Origin of the sequence: Crocinitomix catalasitica ATCC 23190 (assembly GCF_000621625.1) — a bacterium.
GTDB lineage: Bacteria > Bacteroidota > Bacteroidia > Flavobacteriales_D > Crocinitomicaceae > Crocinitomix > Crocinitomix catalasitica.
The window spans coordinates 3,767-29,010 of record NZ_KK211320.1 but is presented as its reverse complement, the minus strand read 5'-3'; the positions used below and the strand labels follow the sequence as shown (position 1 = coordinate 29,010).

The 25,244-nt window shown below is 33.4% G+C and carries 23 protein-coding genes; 17 read left to right on the top strand and 6 right to left on the bottom strand.

Annotated elements, in window-relative coordinates:
• Positions 1-40 precede the first annotated feature (40 nt).
• Complete coding sequence (gene tsaD, locus T367_RS0120675) at positions 41-1,069, top strand: tRNA (adenosine(37)-N6)-threonylcarbamoyltransferase complex transferase subunit TsaD (protein WP_027421528.1); 1,029 nt, start codon at positions 41-43, stop codon at positions 1,067-1,069.
• A gap of 18 nt (positions 1,070-1,087) precedes the next feature.
• Here tsaD and lhgO read toward each other — a convergent pair whose 3' ends face one another.
• Positions 1,088-2,311 carry an L-2-hydroxyglutarate oxidase gene (gene lhgO / locus T367_RS0120670; RefSeq protein WP_027421527.1) on the bottom strand — a complete coding sequence of 408 codons (1,224 nt, stop codon included), beginning with the start codon at positions 2,309-2,311 and terminating at the stop codon, positions 1,088-1,090.
• 40 nt (positions 2,312-2,351) lie between these two features.
• Here lhgO and T367_RS0120665 point away from each other — a divergent pair, with 40 nt between their 5' ends.
• From T367_RS0120665 to T367_RS0120615, 11 genes are all read left to right on the top strand, one after another.
• Positions 2,352-3,485 carry an acyltransferase family protein gene (locus T367_RS0120665; protein WP_027421526.1) on the top strand — a complete coding sequence of 378 codons (1,134 nt, stop codon included), beginning with the start codon at positions 2,352-2,354 and terminating at the stop codon, positions 3,483-3,485.
• On the top strand, positions 3,482-4,222 hold the full coding sequence (locus tag T367_RS23455) for a phosphatase PAP2 family protein (protein WP_035846976.1): 741 nt from the start codon (positions 3,482-3,484) through the stop codon (positions 4,220-4,222). The genes T367_RS0120665 and T367_RS23455 overlap by 4 nt, the downstream gene beginning before the upstream one ends.
• A 180-nt stretch (positions 4,223-4,402) precedes the next feature.
• The gene (locus T367_RS0120655) at positions 4,403-5,170 is read left to right on the top strand and encodes a C40 family peptidase (RefSeq protein ID WP_027421525.1); all 768 of its coding nucleotides are present in this window, start codon (positions 4,403-4,405) and stop codon (positions 5,168-5,170) included.
• Positions 5,171-5,177: 7 nt separating this feature from the next.
• Positions 5,178-5,585, top strand: coding sequence for a secondary thiamine-phosphate synthase enzyme YjbQ (locus T367_RS0120650; protein ID WP_084274516.1), 408 nt, complete (start codon positions 5,178-5,180; stop codon positions 5,583-5,585).
• A 45-nt stretch (positions 5,586-5,630) separates the two neighbouring features.
• Positions 5,631-6,860, top strand: a complete 1,230-nt coding sequence (locus T367_RS0120645; RefSeq protein WP_027421523.1) for a DUF1015 domain-containing protein — start codon at positions 5,631-5,633, stop codon at positions 6,858-6,860.
• A 5-nt stretch (positions 6,861-6,865) separates the two neighbouring features.
• The gene (locus T367_RS0120640; RefSeq protein ID WP_035846995.1) at positions 6,866-7,525 is read left to right on the top strand and encodes a YggS family pyridoxal phosphate-dependent enzyme; all 660 of its coding nucleotides are present in this window, start codon (positions 6,866-6,868) and stop codon (positions 7,523-7,525) included.
• Positions 7,526-7,613: 88 nt separating this feature from the next.
• Positions 7,614-8,801, top strand: a complete 1,188-nt coding sequence (locus T367_RS0120635; RefSeq protein ID WP_157454344.1) for a class I SAM-dependent rRNA methyltransferase — start codon at positions 7,614-7,616, stop codon at positions 8,799-8,801.
• Between the two features lies 1 nt (position 8,802).
• On the top strand, positions 8,803-10,149 hold the full coding sequence (locus T367_RS0120630; RefSeq protein ID WP_084274515.1) for an MATE family efflux transporter: 1,347 nt from the start codon (positions 8,803-8,805) through the stop codon (positions 10,147-10,149).
• Positions 10,139-11,092, top strand: coding sequence for a methionyl-tRNA formyltransferase (gene fmt / locus T367_RS0120625; protein ID WP_157454343.1), 954 nt, complete (start codon positions 10,139-10,141; stop codon positions 11,090-11,092). Before T367_RS0120630 ends, fmt begins: the two co-directional genes overlap by 11 nt.
• Before the next feature lie 356 nt (positions 11,093-11,448).
• Positions 11,449-11,721 carry an HU family DNA-binding protein gene (locus T367_RS0120620; protein WP_027421518.1) on the top strand — a complete coding sequence of 91 codons (273 nt, stop codon included), beginning with the start codon at positions 11,449-11,451 and terminating at the stop codon, positions 11,719-11,721.
• A 78-nt stretch (positions 11,722-11,799) separates the two neighbouring features.
• Positions 11,800-12,480: a TrmH family RNA methyltransferase gene (locus tag T367_RS0120615; RefSeq protein ID WP_027421517.1), complete on the top strand. Its 681-nt coding sequence runs from the start codon at positions 11,800-11,802 to the stop codon at positions 12,478-12,480.
• On the opposite strand, the gene hutF is transcribed toward T367_RS0120615, so the two are convergent.
• Complete coding sequence (gene hutF, locus T367_RS0120610) at positions 12,477-13,856, bottom strand: formimidoylglutamate deiminase (RefSeq protein WP_027421516.1); 1,380 nt, start codon at positions 13,854-13,856, stop codon at positions 12,477-12,479. The genes T367_RS0120615 and hutF overlap by 4 nt on opposite strands.
• A 138-nt stretch (positions 13,857-13,994) precedes the next feature.
• Here hutF and T367_RS0120605 point away from each other — a divergent pair, with 138 nt between their 5' ends.
• The 5 genes from T367_RS0120605 to T367_RS0120585 all read left to right on the top strand — a co-directional run bounded on the left by T367_RS0120605 (position 13,995) and on the right by T367_RS0120585 (position 18,731).
• The gene (locus T367_RS0120605) at positions 13,995-15,089 is read left to right on the top strand and encodes a Nif3-like dinuclear metal center hexameric protein (RefSeq protein WP_027421515.1); all 1,095 of its coding nucleotides are present in this window, start codon (positions 13,995-13,997) and stop codon (positions 15,087-15,089) included.
• Between the two features lie 3 nt (positions 15,090-15,092).
• Positions 15,093-15,839, top strand: a complete 747-nt coding sequence (locus T367_RS0120600; RefSeq protein ID WP_027421514.1) for a zinc ribbon domain-containing protein — start codon at positions 15,093-15,095, stop codon at positions 15,837-15,839.
• 110 nt (positions 15,840-15,949) lie between these two features.
• Positions 15,950-16,696 (top strand): 3-oxoacyl-[acyl-carrier-protein] reductase, encoded by a 747-nt coding sequence (gene fabG, locus T367_RS0120595; RefSeq protein ID WP_027421513.1) that lies wholly within the window; start codon positions 15,950-15,952, stop codon positions 16,694-16,696.
• Positions 16,697-16,881: 185 nt separating this feature from the next.
• Entirely contained in the window at positions 16,882-18,045 is a 1,164-nt protein-coding gene (locus T367_RS23450; RefSeq protein ID WP_072032241.1) for a hypothetical protein, read from the top strand.
• Positions 18,046-18,149: 104 nt separating this feature from the next.
• Positions 18,150-18,731, top strand: coding sequence for a 3'-5' exonuclease (locus tag T367_RS0120585; protein WP_027421512.1), 582 nt, complete (start codon positions 18,150-18,152; stop codon positions 18,729-18,731).
• Between the two features lie 3 nt (positions 18,732-18,734).
• Here the strand turns inward: T367_RS0120585 and T367_RS24415 are convergent, their stop codons facing one another.
• The 4 genes from T367_RS24415 to T367_RS24410 form a co-directional block, all read right to left on the bottom strand.
• Positions 18,735-20,687, bottom strand: coding sequence for a sensor histidine kinase (locus tag T367_RS24415; protein ID WP_169736100.1), 1,953 nt, complete (start codon positions 20,685-20,687; stop codon positions 18,735-18,737).
• A gap of 61 nt (positions 20,688-20,748) precedes the next feature.
• Positions 20,749-22,755, bottom strand: a complete 2,007-nt coding sequence (locus tag T367_RS0120575) for a histidine kinase dimerization/phosphoacceptor domain -containing protein (protein WP_027421510.1) — start codon at positions 22,753-22,755, stop codon at positions 20,749-20,751.
• 172 nt (positions 22,756-22,927) lie between these two features.
• Positions 22,928-24,259, bottom strand: coding sequence for a dicarboxylate/amino acid:cation symporter (locus tag T367_RS0120570; protein WP_035846973.1), 1,332 nt, complete (start codon positions 24,257-24,259; stop codon positions 22,928-22,930).
• Between the two features lie 296 nt (positions 24,260-24,555).
• Positions 24,556-25,244, bottom strand: a 689-nt coding sequence (locus T367_RS24410) for a T9SS type B sorting domain-containing protein (RefSeq protein WP_051568715.1), incomplete at its 5' end; no start/stop codon positions are given.

The following is a 25,244-nucleotide window of genomic DNA, read 5'->3' as shown; positions in this document are numbered from 1 at the left end:
TAATTTTGTGATAGTTTAATTTTTATGTAAAAGTAATCAATTGATCGAAAAGGACGTTATAATTTTAGGAATAGAATCATCATGTGATGATACATCCGCAGCTGTTATTAAGAACGGTAAAATCCTATCTAATATTGTAGCTAATCAAGCTGTTCATGAAGAATTTGGAGGCGTAGTTCCTGAATTGGCTTCACGTGCGCATCAACAAAATATAATTCCAGTTGTACAAAAAGCTATCAAGGCGGCGAACATTAAAAAATCAGATCTTTCTGCAATCGCTTTTACGCGAGGACCAGGTCTTTTAGGTTCGTTAGTTGTTGGAACAAGTTTTGCTAAAAGTTTTGCTTATGCATTGGATAAACCGTTAATCGAAATCAACCATATGCAAGGTCATATTTTGGCGCATTTTATAGGTAACGATACGAATGTTTATCCTCAATTTCCATTTATCTGCATGACAGTTTCTGGAGGACATACGCAATTGGTTTTAGTTGAGGATTATTTTAAAATGAAAATTATAGGGCAAACGATTGATGATGCTGCCGGTGAAGCTTTTGATAAAGCGGCTAAAATCATGGGAATTCCCTACCCTGGCGGCCCATTGATTGATAAGTTTGCCAAAGATGGAAATCCTCATAAGTTTAAATTCCCCATTGCTTCAATAAAAGACTATAATTACAGTTTTAGTGGCCTGAAGACTAATTTGCTGTATTTTCTGCAGAAGGAAATGAAAAACGATGCCCGTTTTATAGAAAACAATAAAGCGGATATTTGTGCATCCTATCAACACACGATAATCAAAACACTTTTCAAAAAATTAGTTAAAGCTGCAAAGGATCACAATGTGAATCAAATAGCAATTGCAGGTGGGGTTTCTGCCAATTCTTTATTGCGTAGTGAATTAAATAGAATTGGTAAAATTGAGCAATGGACAACTTTTATTCCTTCGTTCGAGTTTTGCACAGACAATGCTGCAATGATTGCAATTGCTGGTCATTATAAATATTTAGCAAAAGAATTTGCTCCGCTAGATATTGTTCCAGACGCTAGACTCAAAATTCAGCCTTAACTGCAAATAAAATTAAATTTATTTTAGTCCAAACTTGTCTTCCGCCATTATTGCGATGTATTCGCCTATAGCTAATGATGCAGTTGCTGCAGGTGAAGGTGCATTCAACACGTGAATACTATCTGCTGTATGTTCAATTCTAAAATCATCTTTGGTATCACCATCTTCGCCTAATAATAAAGCTCGAACGCCAGATCTACCTGGTTTAATATCATCCATAGTTAAACTTGGAATCATTGTTTGCAATGTTTTAAGGAATAGTCTTTTTGAGAACGCTCTACGGTATTCATCAATACCAAATTTCACATTTCCAAAAAACAATTTCCATGTTCCTTTATATGATAAGGCATCAACAGTATCAGACCAACTAAAGTCTGTCTTACCATAACCCTCACGTTTAAATGTAAACACGGCATTAGGACCACATTCAATTTCACCATTCGTCATTCGTGTAAAATGAACACCTAAAAATGGGAATTCAGGATTTGGTACAGGGTAAATTAGATTCTTCACCTTGAATTTCGCTTCATCTGTTAATTCATAATAATCACCTCTAAATCCAACGACCTTTTCTTTTAGTTTAACATGGTCTTTTTTCGCCATTCTATCCGCTTGCAGACCAGCACAAACAATTAATTTTTTAGCATTAAAAACCAATCGCTCAGTAACTATTTCTTTATGATCACTTTTATCGTTTATGGCAATCACCTTTTGACCTAAAACCAATTTAGACGCGGGTTGTTTTCCTAAAGCAACTTCAACCATTTTTTCTGTTGCGCCAACAAAATCAATAATCCCAGTACAAGGAACCCAGATTCCACCTATCCCTTCAACATGTGGTTCAATATCTTTTATTTGACTTCCCGTTATTTTCTCAATGCCTTCGGTATTGTTTGCAATACCATTTTCGAAAATTTTATCCATAAACGGGAATTCACTTTCTTTTGTCGCAACAACAACTTTACCACAAACATCATGAGCAACTCCATGTTCTTTTGCAAAAGCGACTAGCTCATGCCTTCCTTGAACACAATTTTTAGCCTTAAGTGAGCCTGGCTTATAATACAGACCGGAATGAATTACACCCGAATTATGTCCCGTTTGGTGATTCGCTAATTTTGGTTCTTTTTCAATTAAGACAATCTTTAAATCAGGATGTCTCATTTGTAATTTATAGAATGTTGCTGCGCCAACAATTCCACCACCCACAATTGCAATATCAAATGTTTCTCTATTTTCCAATTTCTGTATATTTGACCACAAAATTAATGAAAGATACGTTTTGACATCCATCACAACCGAAAAAATACAAAAGACTTATTTCAACAATTTGAATGCTTTGCGATTTATTGCTGCGTTCTCGGTCTTTTTCTTTCATTTAATTAACCAGTTAAAGGCTGCGTATCCTTCGCTAACGGAAATAACTTTACTAAAACCTCTATTTGTTATTTTTGACAAAGGCAATTTAGGTGTAAATTTCTTTTTCGTACTAAGCGGCTTTTTAATTACATATTTGATTCTAGAGGAAATTAAAAATTTTGGAAGTTTTAGTCTTTCAAAATTTTTAATTCGGCGAACACTTCGCATCTGGCCTTTATACTTTATCATTATTCTTTTGGGATTCGTTATTTTCCCATTACTCTTTTCAGATTATTATACGGATCATAAATTAATTAACTACCTCCTTTTTTTAGCCAATTTTGATGAGATATGGCATGGTATCAATGACCCCATCAACTTTTTAACTGTTCCATGGTCTGTTGCGGTTGAAGAACAATTTTACCTTTTTTGGGGCGTACTTATCTGGGCTCTCCTTCGACTTAAGAAGTTGAAATTGGGATTTGTAATCTTTGTGTTATATATTCTTTGTTTTATTTTTAGAACATATCATTGGCAAGATGAATACATCCTTTATTATCACACAATCGCTGTTGCTCAAGATATTCTCACTGGAGCCTTTGTTGGATTGTCAGTCTTTAAAGGCCGAGAATGGATTGAGAAACTAAAGAATTTAAAGCAATGGCAAGTCATATTCATTTATGCCCTTGGATTGTTTATTTGTATCGCGAAAAACAAAATATTCGCAGATCAAATGGTCATTTTTGAACGTTTTATCCTATCCATTTTCTTTGCTTATGTTATCATTGATCAAAGTTTGGGTAAAAATTCATTTTATAAATTCGGCAAAACGAAGTTCTTCAATTATTTTGGAAAAATATCATATGGGCTATACATGTACCACTTATTAATCATGTATTTAACAGCGATATATTTACCCGATTTTGAAAACAAACCTGGACTATATCTTATTGTACATTTCGGCGTAAACCTTTCTTTAACGTTAATAATTTCTAGTTTAAGCTATCGTTTTATTGAATCTAAATTTTTAGCTTTGAAACCAAGTCAAAAAAAATGAAAAACATTCTCTTCCCGCTATTACTGATCCTGTCCATTCATTCGTTTGGAATGAACACTACAAAAAGAGATAGTACTAAAACTGGCAAACAATATGTAAGTGTAATTATAGCACCTATTGCTTTGAGTTTATTAAGTGTCGATTTAATGCGAGATTCTATTAAATATGGTTTACAAAAGGTATTTAGAAGTCGAGTTGATGAAGATTTTCACACAGGTATTGATGATTGGATTCACTATGCGCCTGTAGTTATGATGTATGCCGCAGATTTATTCAAAGTTCCTGCTAAAAATACAGTTTGGAACCAAACAAAATACTTAATATTCTCTGAAGCTATTACGGCAGGAATAGTATGGGGACTAAAGTATAGTTTAAAAATTCAACGACCGAATAACGGTGCATTTAATGCCTATCCTTCAGGACATACCTCTCAAGCATTTGTTCAAAGTCAAGTATTGTATAATGAATTCAGAGAAACGGCGCCTTTGCTTGCTGCCAGTGGGTTTTTATTTTCCATTTCAACAGGAACAATTCGTATTCTAAACAATAAGCATTGGGTGCCAGATGTACTTTTAGGAGCTGGTATAGCGATGCTTGTCACCAATACGATCTATCATTTTGAGCCGCTAAAAAACTGGAATCCTTTTAAAAATTTAAAAGAAAAGCAGCTTGATTTAACTTTTATGCCTCAGTTGAATCCGGATTATATGGGGGGGTATTTTAGTTTGAGGTTTTAAGTGCTGCATATCCCTATCGATCGACTAGTTTTTTAATCAGGTACTTGACCGTTATTTTTAATATTAGCTTCGATATGTTGGGAATCCTAATTATCATTTATAGCCGCAGTATTTCATAGAAATCACTGTATATTCTTAGAATCTTTGTAAATTAGTTCTCTAACATATTAGAATTAATTAATGAAAAGTTTTGCCGTTTGTCATTTATCCATAGCCCCTGTTCGTATCGATTGTAGTGATAGAGCTGAAATAGTAACACAGCTATTATTTGGAGAGAGTGTATCTATAATTGAAACTCAAAAACCTTGGGTTAAAATAATTTGTCACCATGACAATTATGAAGGATGGATGGACGAAAAACAATTGATTTATTTGAATCAAGAAGAGTTTGATGAATACCATAATAAACCAGCTAAAGTATTAAACCAACCATTAATTAAAATAGAAGGACCATTAGGTGTGCAGCATATTATGTTAGGATCAACCTTACCTAATTATTCAATGCAATCTATTAAAATTGGGAGTTCAATTTACGAACTTAAAGAAACTTTATCAAAAGAAATTCCAGATATTAAAACGGTTGCGATGTCTTATTTAAATACGCCATATTTATGGGGAGGGCGATCAATTTTCGGTATAGACTGTTCTGGATTCATTCAAAATATTTACAAGATACTAGGAATGAAAATATGCAGAGATGCTTCTCAACAAATCAATTATGGTGAAGAAATCCATTTCTCACAAAGAAAAGAAGGTGATTTAGCTTTTTTTATCAACGATAAAGATTTGGTGCATCATGTTGGACTTTTGATAGAAGGGGATAAAATCATTCATGCTTCTGGTGCCGTTCGAATAGATAAATTTGATGAAATTGGAATTCATAGAAGTGATATTTCAAATTACACGCATAAATTACTTTGCTTAAGAAGAATAAAAATTCTTAAATAGTTGATTGATGATTCAGAAGGAAATTAAATTGAATTCAAAACCGAGAGGTTTTCATTTGGTTACAAATGAAATAATTGAACATGTAAACCCACTCCCTGATATCGGTATTTTACATCTTTTTATTCAACATACTTCCGCAGGCCTTTGCATAAATGAAAATGCCGATCCGACAGTTAGAGAAGATTTAAATGCATGGTTCGATAGAAATATCAAAGAAAACGAGCCTTATTATCAACACAATTACGAAGGTCCTGATGATATGCCTGCTCACATTAAATCAATTTTAACTGGTCACTCTATTTCAATTCCGATAAGAAACGGCGCCCTATTATTAGGAACATGGCAAGGAATTTATTTGGCTGAATTTCGAAACATATCAACAAAAAGAAAAATTATAGCTACAATTCATCAATAATCGTGAAGGACTTATTAATTTCGTGCAACAAATAAAATTTAGAAATTGACGGTAATAAAAGCATTTAAAGCTATTCGTCCTACCAGAGACAAAGCTTACCTTGTGGCAACTAGGCCTTTTTATGCATATAAACAGAATGTTCTTGATGCTAAGTTAGAGCACAATCCATATACTTTTTTACATGTAATTAATCCAGAATTTCACACTGGAGATAAAACAAAGCCAAATTCGCCTGAACGATTTCAGAAAATCAGGAATAAATTTGATGAATTTATTCGAGCAGGTGTATTAATTCAAGACGAAATGGAATGCCTATATCTTTATAGACAAACCAAAGAAGGGCATCAGTTTACGGGATTAATTGGTGGTGCTTCTATCGATCAATATAAAGAAGGACATATTAAGAAGCATGAAGACACGATAACAGAGCGTGAAGAAGTATTTTCACAATACTTGAAAATTGTCGAATTCAATGTTGAACCTGTTTTATTGTTTCATCGCAAACATGACCATTTGAATGATCTATTTAATGTAATTACAGAAGAACGTCCAGAATATGAATTTAGTTCTACTGAAAAAACATTACACGAAGTTTGGATCATCCGTGACATAGATCGTATTCGACAAATTCAAGAATATTATACCGAAATTGACGACGTTTATATTGCTGACGGTCATCACAGATGTGCCTCTTCAGCGCGACTTGCTGAAAATTTTGATAAAAAAGAAAGCCCGAATAAAAATCATTTTTTGGCTTATTATATTTCTGAAGAAAAATTACAAATACTCGATTATAATAGATTAATTCAAGACTTAAACGGATTAAGCAATGCTGATTTTATTGCTGCTATTCAAACGAACTTTATTATTAATGAAGTGAATAAAGCAGATGCTAAACCTACAGGATTACATGAAATGAGTATGTATCTTGACAATAAATGGTATAAATTAATTGCCAAAGAAGATACTTTTGATCGAACGCATCCTGTTTCGAGATTAGATACTGACATCCTCACAAAAAACATTCTTGAACCTATTTTAAATATTACCGATCTAAAGACAAATTCACGTATTCGCTTTCTTCAAGGAGACAAAGGTATGCAAGGAATTTCAGACGCTGTGAATAGTGGAAAGTTCAAAATTGGATTCGGTCTTTTTCCTGTTCAAGTTGAACATTTAAAAAGAGTTGCAGATGAGGGACTTATAATGCCGCCTAAATCAACATGGATTGAACCTAAATTAAGAAGCGGATTAACTATTTTTCCTTTATATTAATGGAAATGATTGCAGAAAATATTAAAAAAATCGAAGCGCAGCTACCAAGTCATGTAACACTTGTTGCCGTATCAAAAACGAAACCTATTCATTTACTTGAAGAGGCATATAACGGAGGTCAAAGGTTTTTTGGAGAAAACAGGGTAAACGAATTGGTTGAGAAACACGAAAAGTTACCGAAGGATATCCAATGGCATATGATTGGTCATTTACAGTCTAAAAAAGTCAAATTAATTGCTCCGTTTATTAGTCTTATTCATGGTGTAGATTCGTTTAAATTACTTTCAGAAATAAACAAACAAGGTCTCAATAATGATCGTGTGATTGATTGCTTATTGCAATTCCATATAGCTAATGAAGAAACAAAATTCGGTTTTAGTTATGAAGAGGTTGAGGAATTACTGGATGATCCATTATTTTTTGAATTAAAAAATGTACGTATTGTTGGCGTAATGGGAATGGCTACATTCACCGAAAATTCTGAGCAGATATCAAACGAATTCAACCTTTTGGCAACCTATTTCGCAAAATTATCATCCAATCAATTTAAGTTTGCTGATTATTTTAAAGAAATATCAATGGGAATGAGTGGTGACTATCAATTGGCAGTTGAGGCTGGTAGCACAATGGTTCGTGTAGGTAGCGCCATCTTTGGTTCTAGATAGAAAATTAAACACTATCCGTGATTTAATATAATTACAGCGGTTCTATACCTTATTATTGCTAGCTTTGTGCGTTCTAAAATTAAAAAAAGTGGAAATAGCAAAAATCGTTCTCAAAGCAGGTAAAGATAAATCAATTCAAAGAAAACACCCTTGGATTTTTTCTGGTGCAATCAAAACTATTACTGGACAAGTACAAGAAGGTGATTTCGTTCAAATTGAAGCAAATAAAGGAAGACATCTTGGGTATGGTCATTATCAAAATGGTAGTATAGCAATCCGTGTACTTTTGTTTGGTACGGAAGAGTTAAAAGACAACCTTTACGAGGACAGAATTCAATCTGCTTATAATTTGAGAGAATCATTGGGTTTAATGCACAATGAAAACACCAATATTTTTAGACTAATTCATGCCGAAGGAGATTTTTTACCAGGCTTAATCATAGATCATTACGCAGGTCACCTTGTTGTTCAATGCCATAGTATTGGAATGTACAAGGATATCGATAAAATTAAGAATGCTTTAATTAAGGTTTTTGGAAAAGAATTAAAATCAGTTTATTTAAAATGTTCTGGAACGTTACCTAAAGATTACGAAGGTTATACAGGGGACACATATATTTATAAAGAAGCGGAAACACCACAAATTGCTTTAGAATATGGCAATAAATTTGCTATCAATTGGGTAACAGGTCAAAAAACAGGTTTTTTTATTGATCAGCGAGAGAACAGAGCATTATTAGCAAGATATGCAAAAGGCAAAAAGATATTGAATACTTTCTGTTATTCTGGAGGCTTTTCAGTTTTTGCTTTAAACGCTGGAGCAACTTTGGTTCATTCGTTGGATGCTTCACAAAAAGCAATTGACTTAACCGATGAGAATATTGAATTAGGTAAATTCAAACCTGAGCAACATAAATCTATAGTTGCCGATGCGATGGAATATATTAAAGATCTTCCTGAAGATTATGATTTGATAATTCTTGATCCTCCGGCTTTTGCTAAGCACAGGAATGCAAAACACAATGCCGTTCAAGGTTATAAAAGGCTCAATGCTCACGCAATGCGTCAAATAAAACCAGGTGGAATTATTTTCACATTCAGTTGCTCACAAGTTGTAGATAAAACATTGTTTACTAATACAATTATTGCTGCAGCAATCGCAGCAGAGCGTAACGTTCGAATTTTGGAGCAATTGCACCAACCAGCTGATCACCCTATCAATTCAACCCATCCTGAAGGTGAGTATCTAAAAGGATTGGTGATTCAGGTTGAATAAAATGAAAGAATTTTCATACCGCAAAATACTATCTATCACTGGACCTTTAATGTTCGGTACTTTCATACAGTCTATAGTTACTTTCACTGATGCTATTTTTATCAGTGAATTAGGTGAAATATCTATTGGTGCATTTGGCAATGGAAGTTTGATGTATATCGCATTCTTCATGTTCTGCAGAGGCTTATCTGATGGTGCGCAAATAATGATTGCACGATACGAAGGAGAAAAGAACTACCCTTTAATAGGCGAAACAGTCTTTCATACAAAAGTTTATCAACTCCTCATCTCAGCCATTATATTCAGTATTATTTTAATATTTGGTCAAAGCATTATATACGGAATTGCTAATTCGAACCTAATTGCTGCAGAAATGTATGATTTTATTCGTTTTAGGGGAATAGGTCTTTTTTTTGCTGCTCAATATTTAACCTTAGTCGCTTTTTTAATAGGTATTGGTAGAACTAACTTAATTTTAATATCAGCTGTAATCATTGCTATAACAAATATATTTCTCGACTATGTTTTGGTTTTTGGACATTTTGGTTTTCCAGAACTTAAATTGATTGGTGCACCAATTGCATCTTCTATTGCTGAAATAGTTGGATTCATAGTTTTATACGTTGCAATTAAATATGCCAAAAACTTCAATAAATATGCGATTTTTGTTAAACATAAATTGAACTATAAAAAATACATCCCATTATTGCAACTCAGTATACCTTTAATGTTCCAGGGAGTACTTTCGTTGAGCACTTGGCTAGTATTCTTTACACTTATCGAACATAAAGGAACAGCAGAATTAGAAGCCTCTTTGAATATTAAATATATTTATTTCCTCGCATTTGTTCCAATATTCGGATTTGCCGCATCCACAAAAACCATTATTAGTAACTTAGTTGGTCAAGGAAAACAACATTTAATCATTAAAGCACAATTTAAAATCATCTTACTATCAGTAATTTTTATCTTATTCTTTTTTCACGGCGCCGTGCTGTACCCAGAAGTTTTGGTGAGGATGGTCAATCAAAATCCCAACATTGGCGAAAACACATTGAATAATAGTGTCGAGATATTAAAATTTGTGAGTGGCTCTATCCTACTCTACTCTGTTGTCGTTGTTTTGTACAATACAATAGCTGGCCTTGGTAAAACACGTATTTCATTTTGGATTGAAGCAATGGGGATTTTATGTTATTTAACCGCTTGTTATTTATTCATTGTTCGATGGGATTGGAACATACGAGATGTTTGGACAGTTGAGTATGTTTACTTTTCCAGTTTAGGCCTTTTCAGTATTATTTATCTTATATATTATAAATTTAAAAAACTTAATTATGAAACATAGCGTAATATTTATGGGTACACCTGATTTTGCCGTAGCATCATTAAATGCGTTATTAGATAACAATATTGATGTCAAAGCAGTTATTACAAGTCCTGATCGCCCAGCAGGTCGTGGTCAAAAAATAGCGATGTCTGCTGTAAAAGAGTTTGCTTTATCTAAAGACATACAGGTATTACAACCAACCAATTTAAAAGATGATGCATTTATAGCATCATTAAAAGATTTAAATGCTTCACTATTTGTTGTTGTTGCTTTTAGAATGCTTCCTGAAATAGTTTGGGCAATGCCTGAATTAGGTACGATTAATCTGCATGGATCTTTACTTCCCCAATACAGAGGAGCTGCACCTATTAATTGGGCAGTGATAAATGGCGAAGAGCAAACAGGCGCGAGTACTTTCTTTATTGAAAAAGAAATTGATACAGGTAAGATAATAGATACGGTGAAGATAGCTATCGGTCCAAATGATACGGCAGGTATAGTCCATGATAAATTAATGATTCAAGGGGCTCAATTATTAGCCAAATCTGTTCAGGAAATATTTGAAGGAAAAGTGAATGCAATCGCTCAAGACAATTCGACTTTGACCGACCTTCAAAAACATGCGCCGAAAATTTTTAAACCTGATTGTAAAATTGACTGGAATAATACTAGCGAAACAATCCACAATAAGATTAGAGGTCTATCTCCTTATCCGACTGCATGGACAGAAATAGTAAATGATACGCAAAAAAAATCTCTAAAATTATTCCACAGTGAAATTGTGAATGATTCAAAATTGGAAGTCGGTCAAGTTACTGTAGCAGAAAATGAATTATTTATTGGCACAAACAATGGCAGTATTAAAATCATCGAATTACAACTAGAAGGTAAAAAGAAAATGAAAACTTCGGACTTCCTAAAAGGTTTTAAATTTGAAGAATGGCAAATTGTCAATAAATAAATCCTTTCGAACTGATTTAAACCAATATTCTTTTTGACGAGTTTTTCGTCATCAGCTTGCTTACTTTTTTATTTCATTAAAAACAGGTATTAAATGTAGCAAACCGTTATTAATTCGAGGAATTCACATTGGCATTATTTCTTAACGTAGTATTTATATTCTAGTCATATTGTTAAAAAAATATCTATCAACACGTCTAAAACCTAGTAAAACAGCGGTTTCAAGGTGCACTTATCAACATTTTGCCGATTTTATTAACAAAATAAAATAATTTTATCTCTAAAACCTTGCAGGATAAGGATTTTAAGATATATTTGTTGGGATAACAAATTTTTAACCAAATAATTAAATTAATTATGAACAAATCAGAATTAGTTGAAGCTATCGCTTCAAACTCAGGATTATCAAAAGCAGACTCTAAAAGAGCATTAGAAGGATTCATCACTGCTACAGAAGGAGCACTTAAAAAAGGTGATAAAATCTCTTTAGTTGGATTCGGATCATTTTCAATTTCAAATAGAGCAGCAAGAACAGGAAGAAATCCTCAAACAGGAAAAGAAATTAAAATTGCAGCTAAAAATGTAATTAAATTTAAAGCTGGTGCAGATTTATCTTCAAAAGTAAACTAATCAACAGTTTTTAAGACATTAAAGCGTTTGTCCATTGGACAAACGCTTTTTTTATGAAATGAAATTAAATTTTGGCAAATGGAAAAAAAAGCTTGGTTATTAGAAAAATTCTACGAACATATTTCTGAGAATAAAAAAACATTGTTCGATTCCATTATTCAACAAAGGACTAGGCATGTCACTGTGGCTTTAGAAAACATTTTCCAACCTCATAACGCAAGTGCAGTTTTACGTTCATGCGATTGTTTTGGTGTTCAAGACGTACACGTGATTGAAAACACGAATGAATATGTACCAAATCGAGAGATTGATATGGGCTCTTCTAAATGGTTAAACATTCAACATTACAGTGAAACGGAGAATAATACTTTAGAGTGTATCAATAAATTAAAAGCAAAAGGTTATAAGATTGTTGCCACAACTCCCCATGAAAACGATTCGTTTATTGATGAACTTCCAGTAGACCAACCTGTTGCTTTACTTTTCGGGACTGAGGCTACCGGATTATCACAATTGGCATTAGACAATGCAGATGCTTTTGTAAAATTGCCAATGTATGGATTTACTGAAAGCTATAATATTTCCGTTTCTGTTGCCCTCGCTTTGTTCAATATTACTGAACGCATGCGTAAAACTGAAAATTTAAATTGGCAATTAAGCGATGAAGAATCCGTAGACATTCGTTTAGAATGGGCTAAAAAAGTAGTAAAACATTCAGAAAAGGTTGAATCTATCTTAAATGCTCGCTATCCATTCTAACTTCTGTTCTTTAAGTTTTTAATTGTTTTATTAAAATCATTTCGAATTTGATCTTGAATTCGATGTTGACCAGCCTTTACAACCAATTCACCATTTGCAAAAGTACCTGCTAACATTGCGGCATCCGTAGCATAGAGAATTGTAGATGCTAAATCTTCTTTTCTTGTATTCGCCAATAATGGGACTTGAGCATCTATCATGACACCATTAAAATAATCTCCAATTTCAAAATAAGCAACAGCTTTTTTATTCATTGCTTTACGCCCAGCCTTCCAACTCATGGCAATGGCATATTTGCCACTATCTCCTTCTTCTGTCGAATAAAAAGTATTCCTTTTGTGGCTGATCAATCTTTGACCGTAATCCAATATTCGCAGCTCTTCTAATGGATTAATTCCAATATGACTATCAGTTCCAATACTCCAATTCCCTCCTAATGATTGAAATTGTCGCAAAGGAAAAATTCCATCGCCAAGATTCCCTTCAGTCGAAGGGCATAAAACGACATTCGCACCACTTTTAGCAATACCTTCGGTTTCCATATCAATTAAATGGGTAGCATGAACTAAATGATATCTATCATTCATTTCAATATTATTCAACATCCACTCTACTGGTCTTTGCCCCAAGTAAGCAATCGAATCTTCAATCTCCTTCAACTGTTCCGAAACATGAATATGAAAAGGCAAGTCTTGTGGACCATTAGCAGCCAATTCAGCGATAACTTTTGGTTCAACACCTCGCATTGAGTGGATTCCAATACCCAAATTAGCATGTTGATATAAATCGGTAGACTGCTCTGAAGCTTCCAATAATTTTAAATAATCATCTTTTGAGGCTGATATAAATCGAATTTGTCCTGCGTTTGGCGCTTTACCAAACCCACCTTTCTGATAAAAAATAGGAACCAATGTGATACCTATCCCTACTTTCTTTGCTGCCGCGACTAAACGCTCGCCCATTTCTGATAAATTAGCAAATTGTTCACCGTTTTTTTCATGATGAACATAATGGAATTCTGCAACATGCGTATAACCATGGCGCAACATTTCGCTGTATAACATCGTAGCGATATGCTCTAAGTCATCTGGACCAATCCGAAGAGCCAAGTCATACATCGCTTCACGCCATGACCAGAAATCGTCTGGTGTTTGATTTGTAGCATGTCGTTCTGCCAATCCTGCCATCGCGTATTGAAAAGCATGAGAATGTGCATTTTGAAAACCTGGTATTAAATAATTATCGAATGCTTCACTAATCGGATGACTCGTTGAAGATGCAACTTCAAGAATTCGACCTTCATCATCTACACGAACAAAAGCTGGAATAATCCAATCTGAATTATCTAATAGCCCCTTAAATTGATAAGTTTTCATTTTCTAAATTTATTGAAAACCAAATTTAGAATTATTATTTAAGGCTTTTGAATTATAGTGAGCTAATTTGAATGAATCACTAACAAAGGTTCCTTTATTCTCCCTTCAATTTTCATCAACAATGATTATATTTAGCACATGAAAATTGCCGAAATCACAGCCTATTTAGAAGGCATCGCCCCATTATCGAGTCAAGAATCGTACGATAATTCGGGCTTAATCGTAGGTCAACCCAACACAGAAATCACAAATGCACTTATCTCATTAGATTGCACTGAAATAATTGTTGACGAAGCAATTGCTCGAGGATGCAATTTAATTATTGCACATCACCCGATTGTTTTTAAAGGTTTAAAAAAATTCAATGGCAGCAATTATGTCGAACGAACGATTATTAAAGCCATCGAAAATAAAATTGCTATCTATGCTATACACACCAATTTAGACAATTCTAAACAAGGTGTTAACTATAAAATAGGCAAATTATTAGGGATAAATAAGCCACACATTTTAGCGCCAAAAAAGAACAACTTAATTAAGCTAATCACTTATTGCCCAAACGATTATACCGAATCAATTAAAGCATCACTTTTCGAAGGTAATGCAGGAGAAATTGGGGATTATTCAGAATGTAGTTTTTCACATCAAGGAATTGGCACATTTAAGGCGAATGAAGATGCAAATCCTTTTGTTGGAGATAAAGGAGAGCAACATCGAGAAAACGAAACAAGGATAGAAGTTGTGCTTAATTCGCATATCGTTAAAAAAGTAATTAAGAATTTATTAGCAGCTCATCCTTATGAATCTGTTGCATACGATTTAATTCCATTAGCGAACATTCATCTCGACGAAGGGGCAGGTATGTATGGGGAATTAGAAGTAGCAATGGATGAAGTAGATTTTTTAAATAAAATCAAGTCCATTTTTAATTGTGGTATCATTCGACATACAGCATTGCGAAATAAGTCAATAAAAAAAGTAGCATGGTGTGGCGGAGCAGGAAGTTTCTTGTTAAATCAAGCAAAAGGAATAGGCGCAGATATTTTTATTACGGGTGATTTTAAATATCACGAATTTTTTGACGCTGAAAATCAACTAATTATTGCAGATATTGGACATTTTGAAAGCGAACAGTTCACAATTGAGCATTTAGGTTATTTATTAAGAAAAAAATTCCGTACATTTGCACCTTGTTTAACCGAAAATAATACGAATCCGGTAAAATATTTTTAATACATGGCAACGAAAAAAGGATTAGATCAAACCATTGAAGAAAAGCTTAATAGCTTATTTGAATTGCAACAAATAGACTCTGCAATTGACAAAATTCGCACAGTTAGAGGTGAATTACCTTTGGAAGTTGAAGATTTAGAGGCTGAAGTAGAAGGTTTAACGACTCGTTTAGATAAACTTACTGAAGAGAAAACTGAATTAGATACCTTAATCACTGATCGTAAGAATATGATCAAAGATGCGAAGGCTAGTATCAAAAAATATACAGAGCAACAAAAGAATGTTCGAAACAACCGTGAATATGATTCTATTTCAAAAGAAATTGAATTCCAAGGTTTAGAAATTGAACTTTCTGAAAAAAAGATTAACGAAGCTAAGGCTAAAATTAGTCATAAAGAAGAAATCATTGAAGCTTCAGCTTCTCGTTTAAAAGAGAGAACAGCTGATTTAGATTTGAAGAAAAAAGAATTAGCTGAAATTTCTGCTGAGACTGAAAAGGACGAAGAAAAATTGTTCAAACGTTCGGATAAAGCAAGAAAAGACATCGAAGATAGATTAATTAGAGCTTACGATAGACTAAGAAATAATTCAAAAAATGGATTAGCTGTTGTAAGTATTGAGAGAGATGCTTGTGGAGGTTGTTTTAATAAAATACCACCACAAAGACAAATCGATATCCAAGCACGAAAAAAATTAATCGTTTGTGAACACTGCGGACGTATTTTAGTTGAGCCATTAGTTGAGGCTTAAAAAATAAACTTAACGCCCTTATTCATTCATTTGAATAAGGGCGTTTTTTTATGCCATAATTTGGCGTGAATTTGAAATAGCAATGTTATATTTATATAAAATTTTATTAAATGGGATTATTAGACGGAAAGGTTGCAATTATAACTGGTGCCTCAAGAGGTATTGGTAAAGCTATAGCTGAAACATTCATCGCACAAGGTGCAACTGTTGCATTTAGTTATTTATCATCTGATGAAAAAGCAAATGCTTTGGTGAAAGAATTAACTGCCAATGGTGGAATTGCAAAAGGTTTTAAATCGAATGCGGCGGAATTTGATGCTGCTCAGAATTTGGCTGATGAAGTCATGAAAGAATTTGGGAAGATTGACATTTTAGTTAATAACGCAGGCATCACAAGAGATACGTTATTGATGAGAATGAGTGAAGAACAATGGGACGAAGTGATGAACACGAATCTTAAATCGGCTTTTAACATGACGAAAGCTGTATTGAAACCGATGTTAAAAGCTAGATCAGGTTCAATTATTAATATGAGTTCTGTTGTTGGTGTGTCGGGTAATGCTGGCCAAACAAATTATGCAGCCTCAAAAGCTGGCATGATTGGCTTTACAAAATCTGTTGCTTTAGAATTAGGATCAAGAAATATTCGTTGTAATGCAATTGCTCCTGGATTTATTGAAACAGAAATGACCGGCGCACTAGACGAAACAGTTGTTCAAGGATGGAGAGACTCTATTCCTATGAAACGAGGAGGAACTCCTGAAGATGTAGCAAATACGACAGTATTTTTAGCTTCCGATTTATCAGGATATGTAACTGGACAAACCATCAACGTTTGTGGCGGTATGAATACTTAAAAATAATATTAGAATATTTTAAAAGCACCATCTTTAATTTAAAGGTGGTGCTTTTTTTTCGTCATTTTATTTATGTTGTTCACAAATTAAATAACTGGATTTGTATATCTGTTTTACATACTTTATGACTATTCTATAAATTAGCCAGCAACTCCCAATGCTTGTGAGAGCCATAAATTTCAACTATGAGACTACTTTTTATTATTTTATCGTTTATTCTATTGTTTATTTGCCTTTCAAGCACAGCTTTAGCACAAGGTTGTGTTGCTGTTAGATCAATGAGTTGCAGCGCTGGAACTCACGGAAGTGAATTAGGTATTTTAAATAAAAACGATTGGCAACTCTCTGGCAATTACCAATATTTTGAATCTTACCGACATTTTAGAGGTGATGTTGAAGAAAAAGAGCGCGTAGCTCATCATACACAAGTATTTAATTTTTCAAATTCTGTAGATTTAGGCATTCGCACAGCACCAACAAATCGTATTAACTTGACATTAAATATTCCCATATTATTCTTTAAAAGAAGTTCACTGTACGAACATTATGGCAATTCATCAGTCTCAAATCCTGAGCAGAAAAGATTTGAAACAGATGCACAAGGTATTGGTGACATTCGATTGACGGCAAACTATTGGTTATTCAATCCCGCTAATACAAAGGCTAAGGGAAATGTTTCAATTGGTGGAGGAATAAAAATCCCTACCGGGAATTCAAACTTTCAAGGAGAATTCCATAAACTTGATCAGAACGGGAATGATAGTATTGCTTATAAAGCTGTCGATCAATCAATTCAGTTAGGCGATGGAGGTTGGGGTATCATTCTACAAACAGAATTCATTGGCAAATTAAATAAAAAAACTACCTTTTTTGGGAATGCCTTTTACTTATCTAATCCTATGGCGACCAATAAAACCATGACAAGAGGATCAATTTTAGGTGTTGATCCCTTAATTTCCCACCACTCTATTCCCGATCAATATTCTATTCGTTTTGGTGTCAATTATGTTTTTTATGAAAAGCTAGGGTTATCATTCAACCTTGGGAATCGATTTGAAGGGGTTACAAGTAAAGATTTAATAGGATCGAGTATTGGTTATCGCCGACCTGGTTATATCTACTCTATCGAGCCAGGAATCAGTTATAATAAAAATTTATGGAGCTTTAATCTGAGTGTACCTGTTGCAATCTACAGAAACCGTATTAAAAGTCAATACGACTTAGCAGACCCTACTGGACAAAGACATGGAGATGCTGCATTTGCCGATTATTTGATCAATTTTACGTTCGTTTACAAGATTGAAAAAATGAGTACGAATCATAATTTTATGGTAACAGATATTGAATAAAAATTCAATTTATTTCTACCTTTTCCAAGATTCCTTATATTTACGTTTCGCGGATTGCTGAATAGCTGTCCTAATAATCTGATTATCCGAACCGAATTTATACAATGTTTGCAACAAATATCACGAAAGAAGAAATAAACCAATTACGTTTGGATAAATACAATGGTGTTATTGAGCTAATTGATGATATAACTAAAGTAAAACAGGCATTTAAAGAAATTAATAAATTCGACTATTCTGGTTTTGACACAGAGTCCAAACCTGTATTTGTAAAAGGACAATTTAATGATATTTCACTTGTTCAAATTGCAACAGCTGACAAAGCATATTTATTCCGTATCCATTTGACTGGAATTACTGACGAAATGATAGCTTATTTTAAAAATGATAAACACTTAAAGATTGGTGTAGGACTGCGTGATGATATTATCGGTTTACAGAAAATCAGCCCATTTAAGGCTGGAGGGTTTGTTGAATTGAATGAAATCGTTAATAAAATCAACATTGAAGCAAACGGATTACGAAAGTTAACGGCAATAATCTTAGGATTTAGAATCTCAAAAAATGCGCAAGTATCTAATTGGGAAGCCCCTGAATTAAGTAAGAAACAGGAAATTTATGCTGCAACTGACGCATGGGTTTGTTATGAAATGTATCAACGCCTGCTTGCTTTGAATATTAAATAATATCTAACTTTTAATTATTATGAATTCGGTATCAAATGCAAATCCGTTTTCATTTGAAAACTTTGGTTCTCCTCCCAATTGATCCGTCAATATTTGCACCAATTCAAAGCCAAGAGTGTTTAAATTATCAAAATCGACATCTTTTGATAATCCAGGACCTTCGTCATGATAATGTAAAGAATAGGTACTCTCTTTTATATAGTCAATTCTTATTTCAAAATTTACCTCTCCCATTTCATTCGCTCCATACTTCATAGAGTTTGTAATTAATTCATTAATAATTAAACCTAATGGCATGGCTTCTTGAATTGTAATCACAAGGTTATTCGTTACTATTTTTGATTGAATTTTCTTTTGACTAAAACCTTCACATACTGCATCTACTAGTGAATTAAAATAAATTGACATTTCAATTTCGTCTAAACTATTCGTCCCATAAAGATTTTCATGAACAATCGCCATCGAACGAATGCGGTTTTTAGCTTCCAATAATGGCTCAGACAATCTTTTATCAGTCAATTGATTCGCATGTAAATTTAAAAGACTTTGAATGATTTGAAAATTGTTTTTAACCCTGTGGTGGATTTCCTTCAAAAGTAATTTTTTCTCCTCTAAGCTTTTTGAGATAATGGCTTTTTGATTCGTTGTTCGTTTAAATTGACGGTAAATGACATAAAACAATCCCCCCAATAAGCAGCTAAAGATCACTAAACTTATGGCCAATCTATTTTTCTCTTGGATAAAAAGTTCGTGTTTTTCGATTTTGAATTGTTGCTGTTGAAGCACTAATTCATTTGCAATATTCATTCTATATTCTTCTTCCTTCCATCTTCTCTCTTCATCTTCTAAATTCATAGCCATGCCTGCATCAAAAGCCAATAAATTAGACTCTAATTCTAAAAACTCTGAAGCATATTTATATGCAGTTTCATAATCTCCTTTTCGCTCATATGCCAACATCAAACAATTGCAAGCTTTTTCATGGTCACTAATTAAATCATCAGTTCCACTCGTCGCCATATAGCCTTCTAAACATCTATTAATTGCTAAATCTAAATCGCCTACCTCTAAATCATATAAACCTAAATAAATGCTAATAACCTCGAATGCGTGCAGGAAGGTACCTCCTGAATTATACTTTTCCAATACTTCATCGTATATTTTTCTAGCCTTTTCCTCCTCATTATTCTCTGTATGAATGATTAATAAATACTTCTCAATAAAGCCATAGTAGAATTCAAGTTTATTATTTTTAATATAATCTCGACCACGTAAAAAATATTCCATTGCTTGTGCTGTATCTCCAACATGGATCATCTCTTTTGCTAAATTTAATTCTATCTCTAAAATCTTTAATGAATCGCCTAACTTTACCGCATAATCGTATGCCTCTTCTAATGTTTGCTCTGCTTTTTTATGCATACTAGATTGACAATCAATATCTGCTTTACGAATCAAACTCAATAAATAATTAAGTTTTAAAGTTTTAGCACATGAATCAGTCAAAGCGACTGAATAAATCTTCATACATTCCATTAACAATTGAGAAGCACTTTTTAAATCGCCTTTATGCAGTAGCATCCTGACTTTATTATTGGCGACCGAGACGTAACTTACACTATCCCCCTTCTCCAATGATACAGCAAGACTAGAATCAAGGTAGTTTAAAGCTGATTCGTTTTCTCCAATTGCCTGCTTGTAAAGTGACATGCCATGTAAATAGTTGGGATAGGCATAAGAATCAACTGTTATATAACTTCGATACAACTGCAAATAATGTTGAAGCGAATCAACATCTCTAAAAACATAATAACCTAATAAATCCCCTATGGCCTCAATCTTTACAGAGTCGGAAAAATCACCTTTCACAATTTTGAGTTTTTCTCTTGTATCCACCTGACTATTGCCTTTCAATGGAATCCATAGCAATAACAAAAACACTAAAATTTGTTTCATTCGGATCAAGTTTTTCAACCTTTCAAAAGAATAATTATTCAAATTATGCATTGCGAAAAAATCAATTTTTTCGTTTTATTAAAAATTCGGTCCTTAAGGTAAAACCGCTCTCATTGGTAATAATCACTTCACCATTCAATTGTTTAATTAAAATTTGCACCAACTCTAAGCCAAGAGAATTTAAATTCTCAAGATCAATTTCTTCAGGAATTCCGGGGCCAATATCATGATAGTACAATGAATATACATCTTCATTTATATGTTCAAATTTTATTTCAAAAAATATGTCACCATCTTCGTTGGCACTATATTTAACCGAATTTGTTATCAATTCGTTTAAAATCAACCCCAGTGGAACGGCCTCATCAATCGTTACAATTAGATCATTCGTTTGTACTTTAGACTTAATTTTTTTTCGATCAAAGCCTTCACAAATCGAATCAATTAAGGAACTAAAATAACCGGCCATTTCTATTTCACCAAGACTTGTAGTACCGTATAAATTCTCATGTACCATTGCCATGGATCGAATTCTGTTCCTAGCCTCGAGTAAAGGTTCAGAAAGCAGTGGATCATTTAATTGATTCGCGTGAAGATTTAGTAAACTTTGAATCACTTGAAAATTATTCTTCACACGATGATGAATCTCTTTTAGTAAAACCTGCTTATCATTCATCTTCTTTGAAATCAACTTTTTTTGCTTTTGAGCTTTTTGATTGAGCAAAAAAACGACACTAATTAATCCCAATAACAAAAAGATAAAAATGTTAAGAAAAATCGTTAATTGAGATCTGTCTTTTATTAATATATTTTGTTTCTCTAGCGTAAATGCCTGCTTTTGCTTCAATAAACTATTCGCTAACATCGTTTTGTGTTGCTCATCACTTGTATTCGATCTAACTTCTTGGATATTCAGAATCAGTTGTGAATCAAAAATAACTGACGCTTCACTAATTTTGATTAATTCCTTCACGTAAAACAAAGCCTTTTCATAGTCTTTGATCCCAATATATGCGGTTTTTAAACATTCACAAGCCTCTTCCTGGTTTGCTGCATAATTATCCAAATTCATCTTATCCAATCCAGCATGACAACGCTTAATTGCCAAATTATAATTCCCAACAGCAATATCATAATTCCCCAGCATCAAATCCATATATCCATTAGTATAGGCTCTATATCCATCTACATTTTTATCAATCAATTTTAAATCCTCATAAACCTCCTTCGCTTTATCTAATTTATTTTGCTTAATATAGATTTGAAGTAGCATAGACTCGGGGATACCAAAATAAATCTCTATTTTATTGTCATTTATATACTTACGACACGCTATAAAAAGAGGAAGTGCAGCATCATAATTTTCTAGTTTATAATACCCTTTTGCTATATTGAGTTTCGACTCGCATATCCTGATACTATCTCCTAGCTTAATTACTATATCGAATACTTCCTTATGCGTGTGCAAAGCTTTTTTATATTGACCAGACTTTGATTCAATTCTAGCTTTATACTCCATTAGTTTTGTATAATCAAGTAATAGTTGATCAGAATGTTCTCCAGCTAAAAGTTGTTTAGAAATCTCTAAATTTTCAACAATTAGTTCAACTGCAGATTTATAGTCTTCTATCACTAAACGCCTTCTAATTTTTGAATTACTCACGTCAATATATGCTTCTAAATCATCAATCTTTAAGGCCATTTGAATTGCTGAGTCGATATAAGTTTCAAATAATTCAAATTTTTCTTTCCTACGATAATAAATAGATAGTCCTTTTAGGACACTTACATATTCTTTCGAATCTTGTTTCAATAGAGGCTTATAAGCTTCTATATAGTAGAATAAAGAATCTAAATCACGAACAGAATAATAAGAAGCCAATTGAAACCCAGCTTCAGTTTTGATACTATCATTCTTCCCATCATTCAACAGCCTGATATGCTCATGTACATCGAATTGAGCACTCGTATTTAGCGAAAACAATAAAACGACGAATACAACACAAGGGAATTGAATTTTCAGTAAGACTGAACTAAGGGATATTTGGGATACCTTAAATAAATACATGAAAACTACTATAATCGGAACAAATAAACTGCTTTTTTCGGAAGTGACAAAGTATAGTTGTGCTTAAATCTAATATTAGCGTAAATAGCCTTTGATTCGTTAACTCAGCGACTTATAATTGACGGGTCTCCTTTTGAAGAATATTGATCCACATTTAGCTTTTAATATTGACTTAAATATTCTTAGTATAATCATCCCAATTTTCAGGTTTTGGCTCTTTTAATTTGCCAAGAGATTTTGCTACGATTAATGATACCGTGGCATCACCTGTCACATTGATTGTTGTCCGCAACATATCTAACGGCCTATCTACAGCAAAAATAAGGGTTAACCCAATTGCAATTTCTTCTGGTGTAAATTTACCTACTGCCTGTAACACAATAACCAACATCACCATTCCTGCTCCAGGAACAGCAGCTGAACCTATTGATGCCATCAAAGCAGTCAATATAATGACTAGTTGATCTCCAAAAGTCAAGTCTACTAATAATGCTTGAGCAATAAATACTGCTGCTACAGCTTGATACAAACTAGTACCATCCATATTAATTGTAGCACCAACTGGCAATACAAAAGATGACACTTCTTTATCTACCCCCATATGCTCTTCTACCCGCTCCATCGTAACCGGTAAAGTTGCCGCGCTGCTACTTGTTGTAAATGCCAATAATTGAGCTGGGGCTAATTGTTTTAAAAACCACCACGGATTTCTTTTTACAATCAATCCAACGAGTGTTAAGTAAAATCCAATCATTAAACCTAATCCCAAAGTAACTGTGAGTGCATATTTAATTAAAGCCATTAATATTTCAGGACTTTCTGACGATACAACTACTGTTGCCAACAATGCAAACACTGCAAATGGTGCAGTCAACATGATTAAATCAACCATTTTTAAAACAATATCATTGAGTCCATCAAAAAAGCTTTTTATTGTTTTTGTGCGTTCGTCTGGCACCAATAACATTGCAATACCAAAGAATATGACAAAGAAAATCACTTGCAACATGCTTCCATTATTTCCTAGTGCTGCGAATAAATTCGATGGAATCATATTTTCAATAAAATCCAAAGGTCCAGAATTGGCTTGCGAATCTGCTGTCATTAATTTGCTTGTAACACCTTCGTTTCCAGCGTATGTTGCCGTCATGGTGTCAATGGTTTTTTGTGAAATTCCATTACCGGGTTTTATGATATTCACAACCAATAAGCCTATAGTAATCGCCACTACCGTAGTACCAACATAGATTAATATAGAACGACCTCCAATTTTAGCGAATTTTGAAATATCCTTTAAGTCAGAAATTCCTTTTAAAAGTGATGCTACAATTAAAGGAATCGCAATCAATTTTAGTAAGTTGACGAAAATAGTTCCAAATGGCTTAATCCAATCTATTGTAAAGTTTTTCCCCCAGCTTATTTGTGTCATGATAAAGCCGAAAACCAGGCCAATTAACATTCCTGCTAGAATTTTTAAATGCAAAGGGATTTTTTTAGAAAACATAAATTGTGAATTATAATTTTTGATTTTGTCTCACTATGAAAATATCACGACAGCATAAAAATAATCATATTGCTCTAAAAACAGAGGATTACAGCGTAAAAAGACGGATGAACAAAGCCTAAATCAGAAGATTGAAAGATCATTAAACTGTGCTTATTCAATTCTATCTTTTATGCTATTCATTAGTAAACAAACCATTACCTATTCCCTCTTTTAAAAAGTTCGCCTTTGACGAAGATAATAATTAGGTGTTTAAACAAAAAACATTCTTATTTCCCGAAATTAAAGGGACTCAATTATTTCCCTCCACCAACAATCTGCACCGTTCCTTGGCCAACTAATGTTGTACCATTATCAGTAATTGCTTCGTAAGTATAGAAATAAACCCCGTCATTACATTTAGAACCATTCATATCTGTACCATCCCAAGTATCAGTAATTGCACTCATTTCGGTTTTGGTAATCCCCCAACGGTCAACAATTACACATTTAAATTCGGCAATAGATTTTGATTTAAACTCAAAAGTGAATAAATCATTTGCTCCATCACCGTTCGGACTGAAAATATTGACATTATCGAATTCTATTGGTGAATAAACGATGATATTCTTGCATAATGTATCTGTACATCCGTTTTTATTGATCGCTACTAAACAAACATCTACATCATAAGAGTCATCTCTTGGTTCATAAATTTTATCGAATGATTCGTTTAAATCTTCGCTTAAAATCCACATGCCTTGTGGACTGTCAAAATTCCAGAAGAAAGTAGTGTCCGCCAAAGGATTGAATGGATTGGCAAAGTGCTCTGACAAGTTCACAAAATGTGCATCAATCTCAGCCGTTCCTTTATAGTTGGATGTAAATTGATCTGATGTGATTTCGAAATTAGCTCTTGGATTTAAAGAATCTACTGTGATCGTTTCTGTCAAAGTACAACCATTAGCATCGGTAGCAACCATTTGATATTCTCCTGGATTTAAAC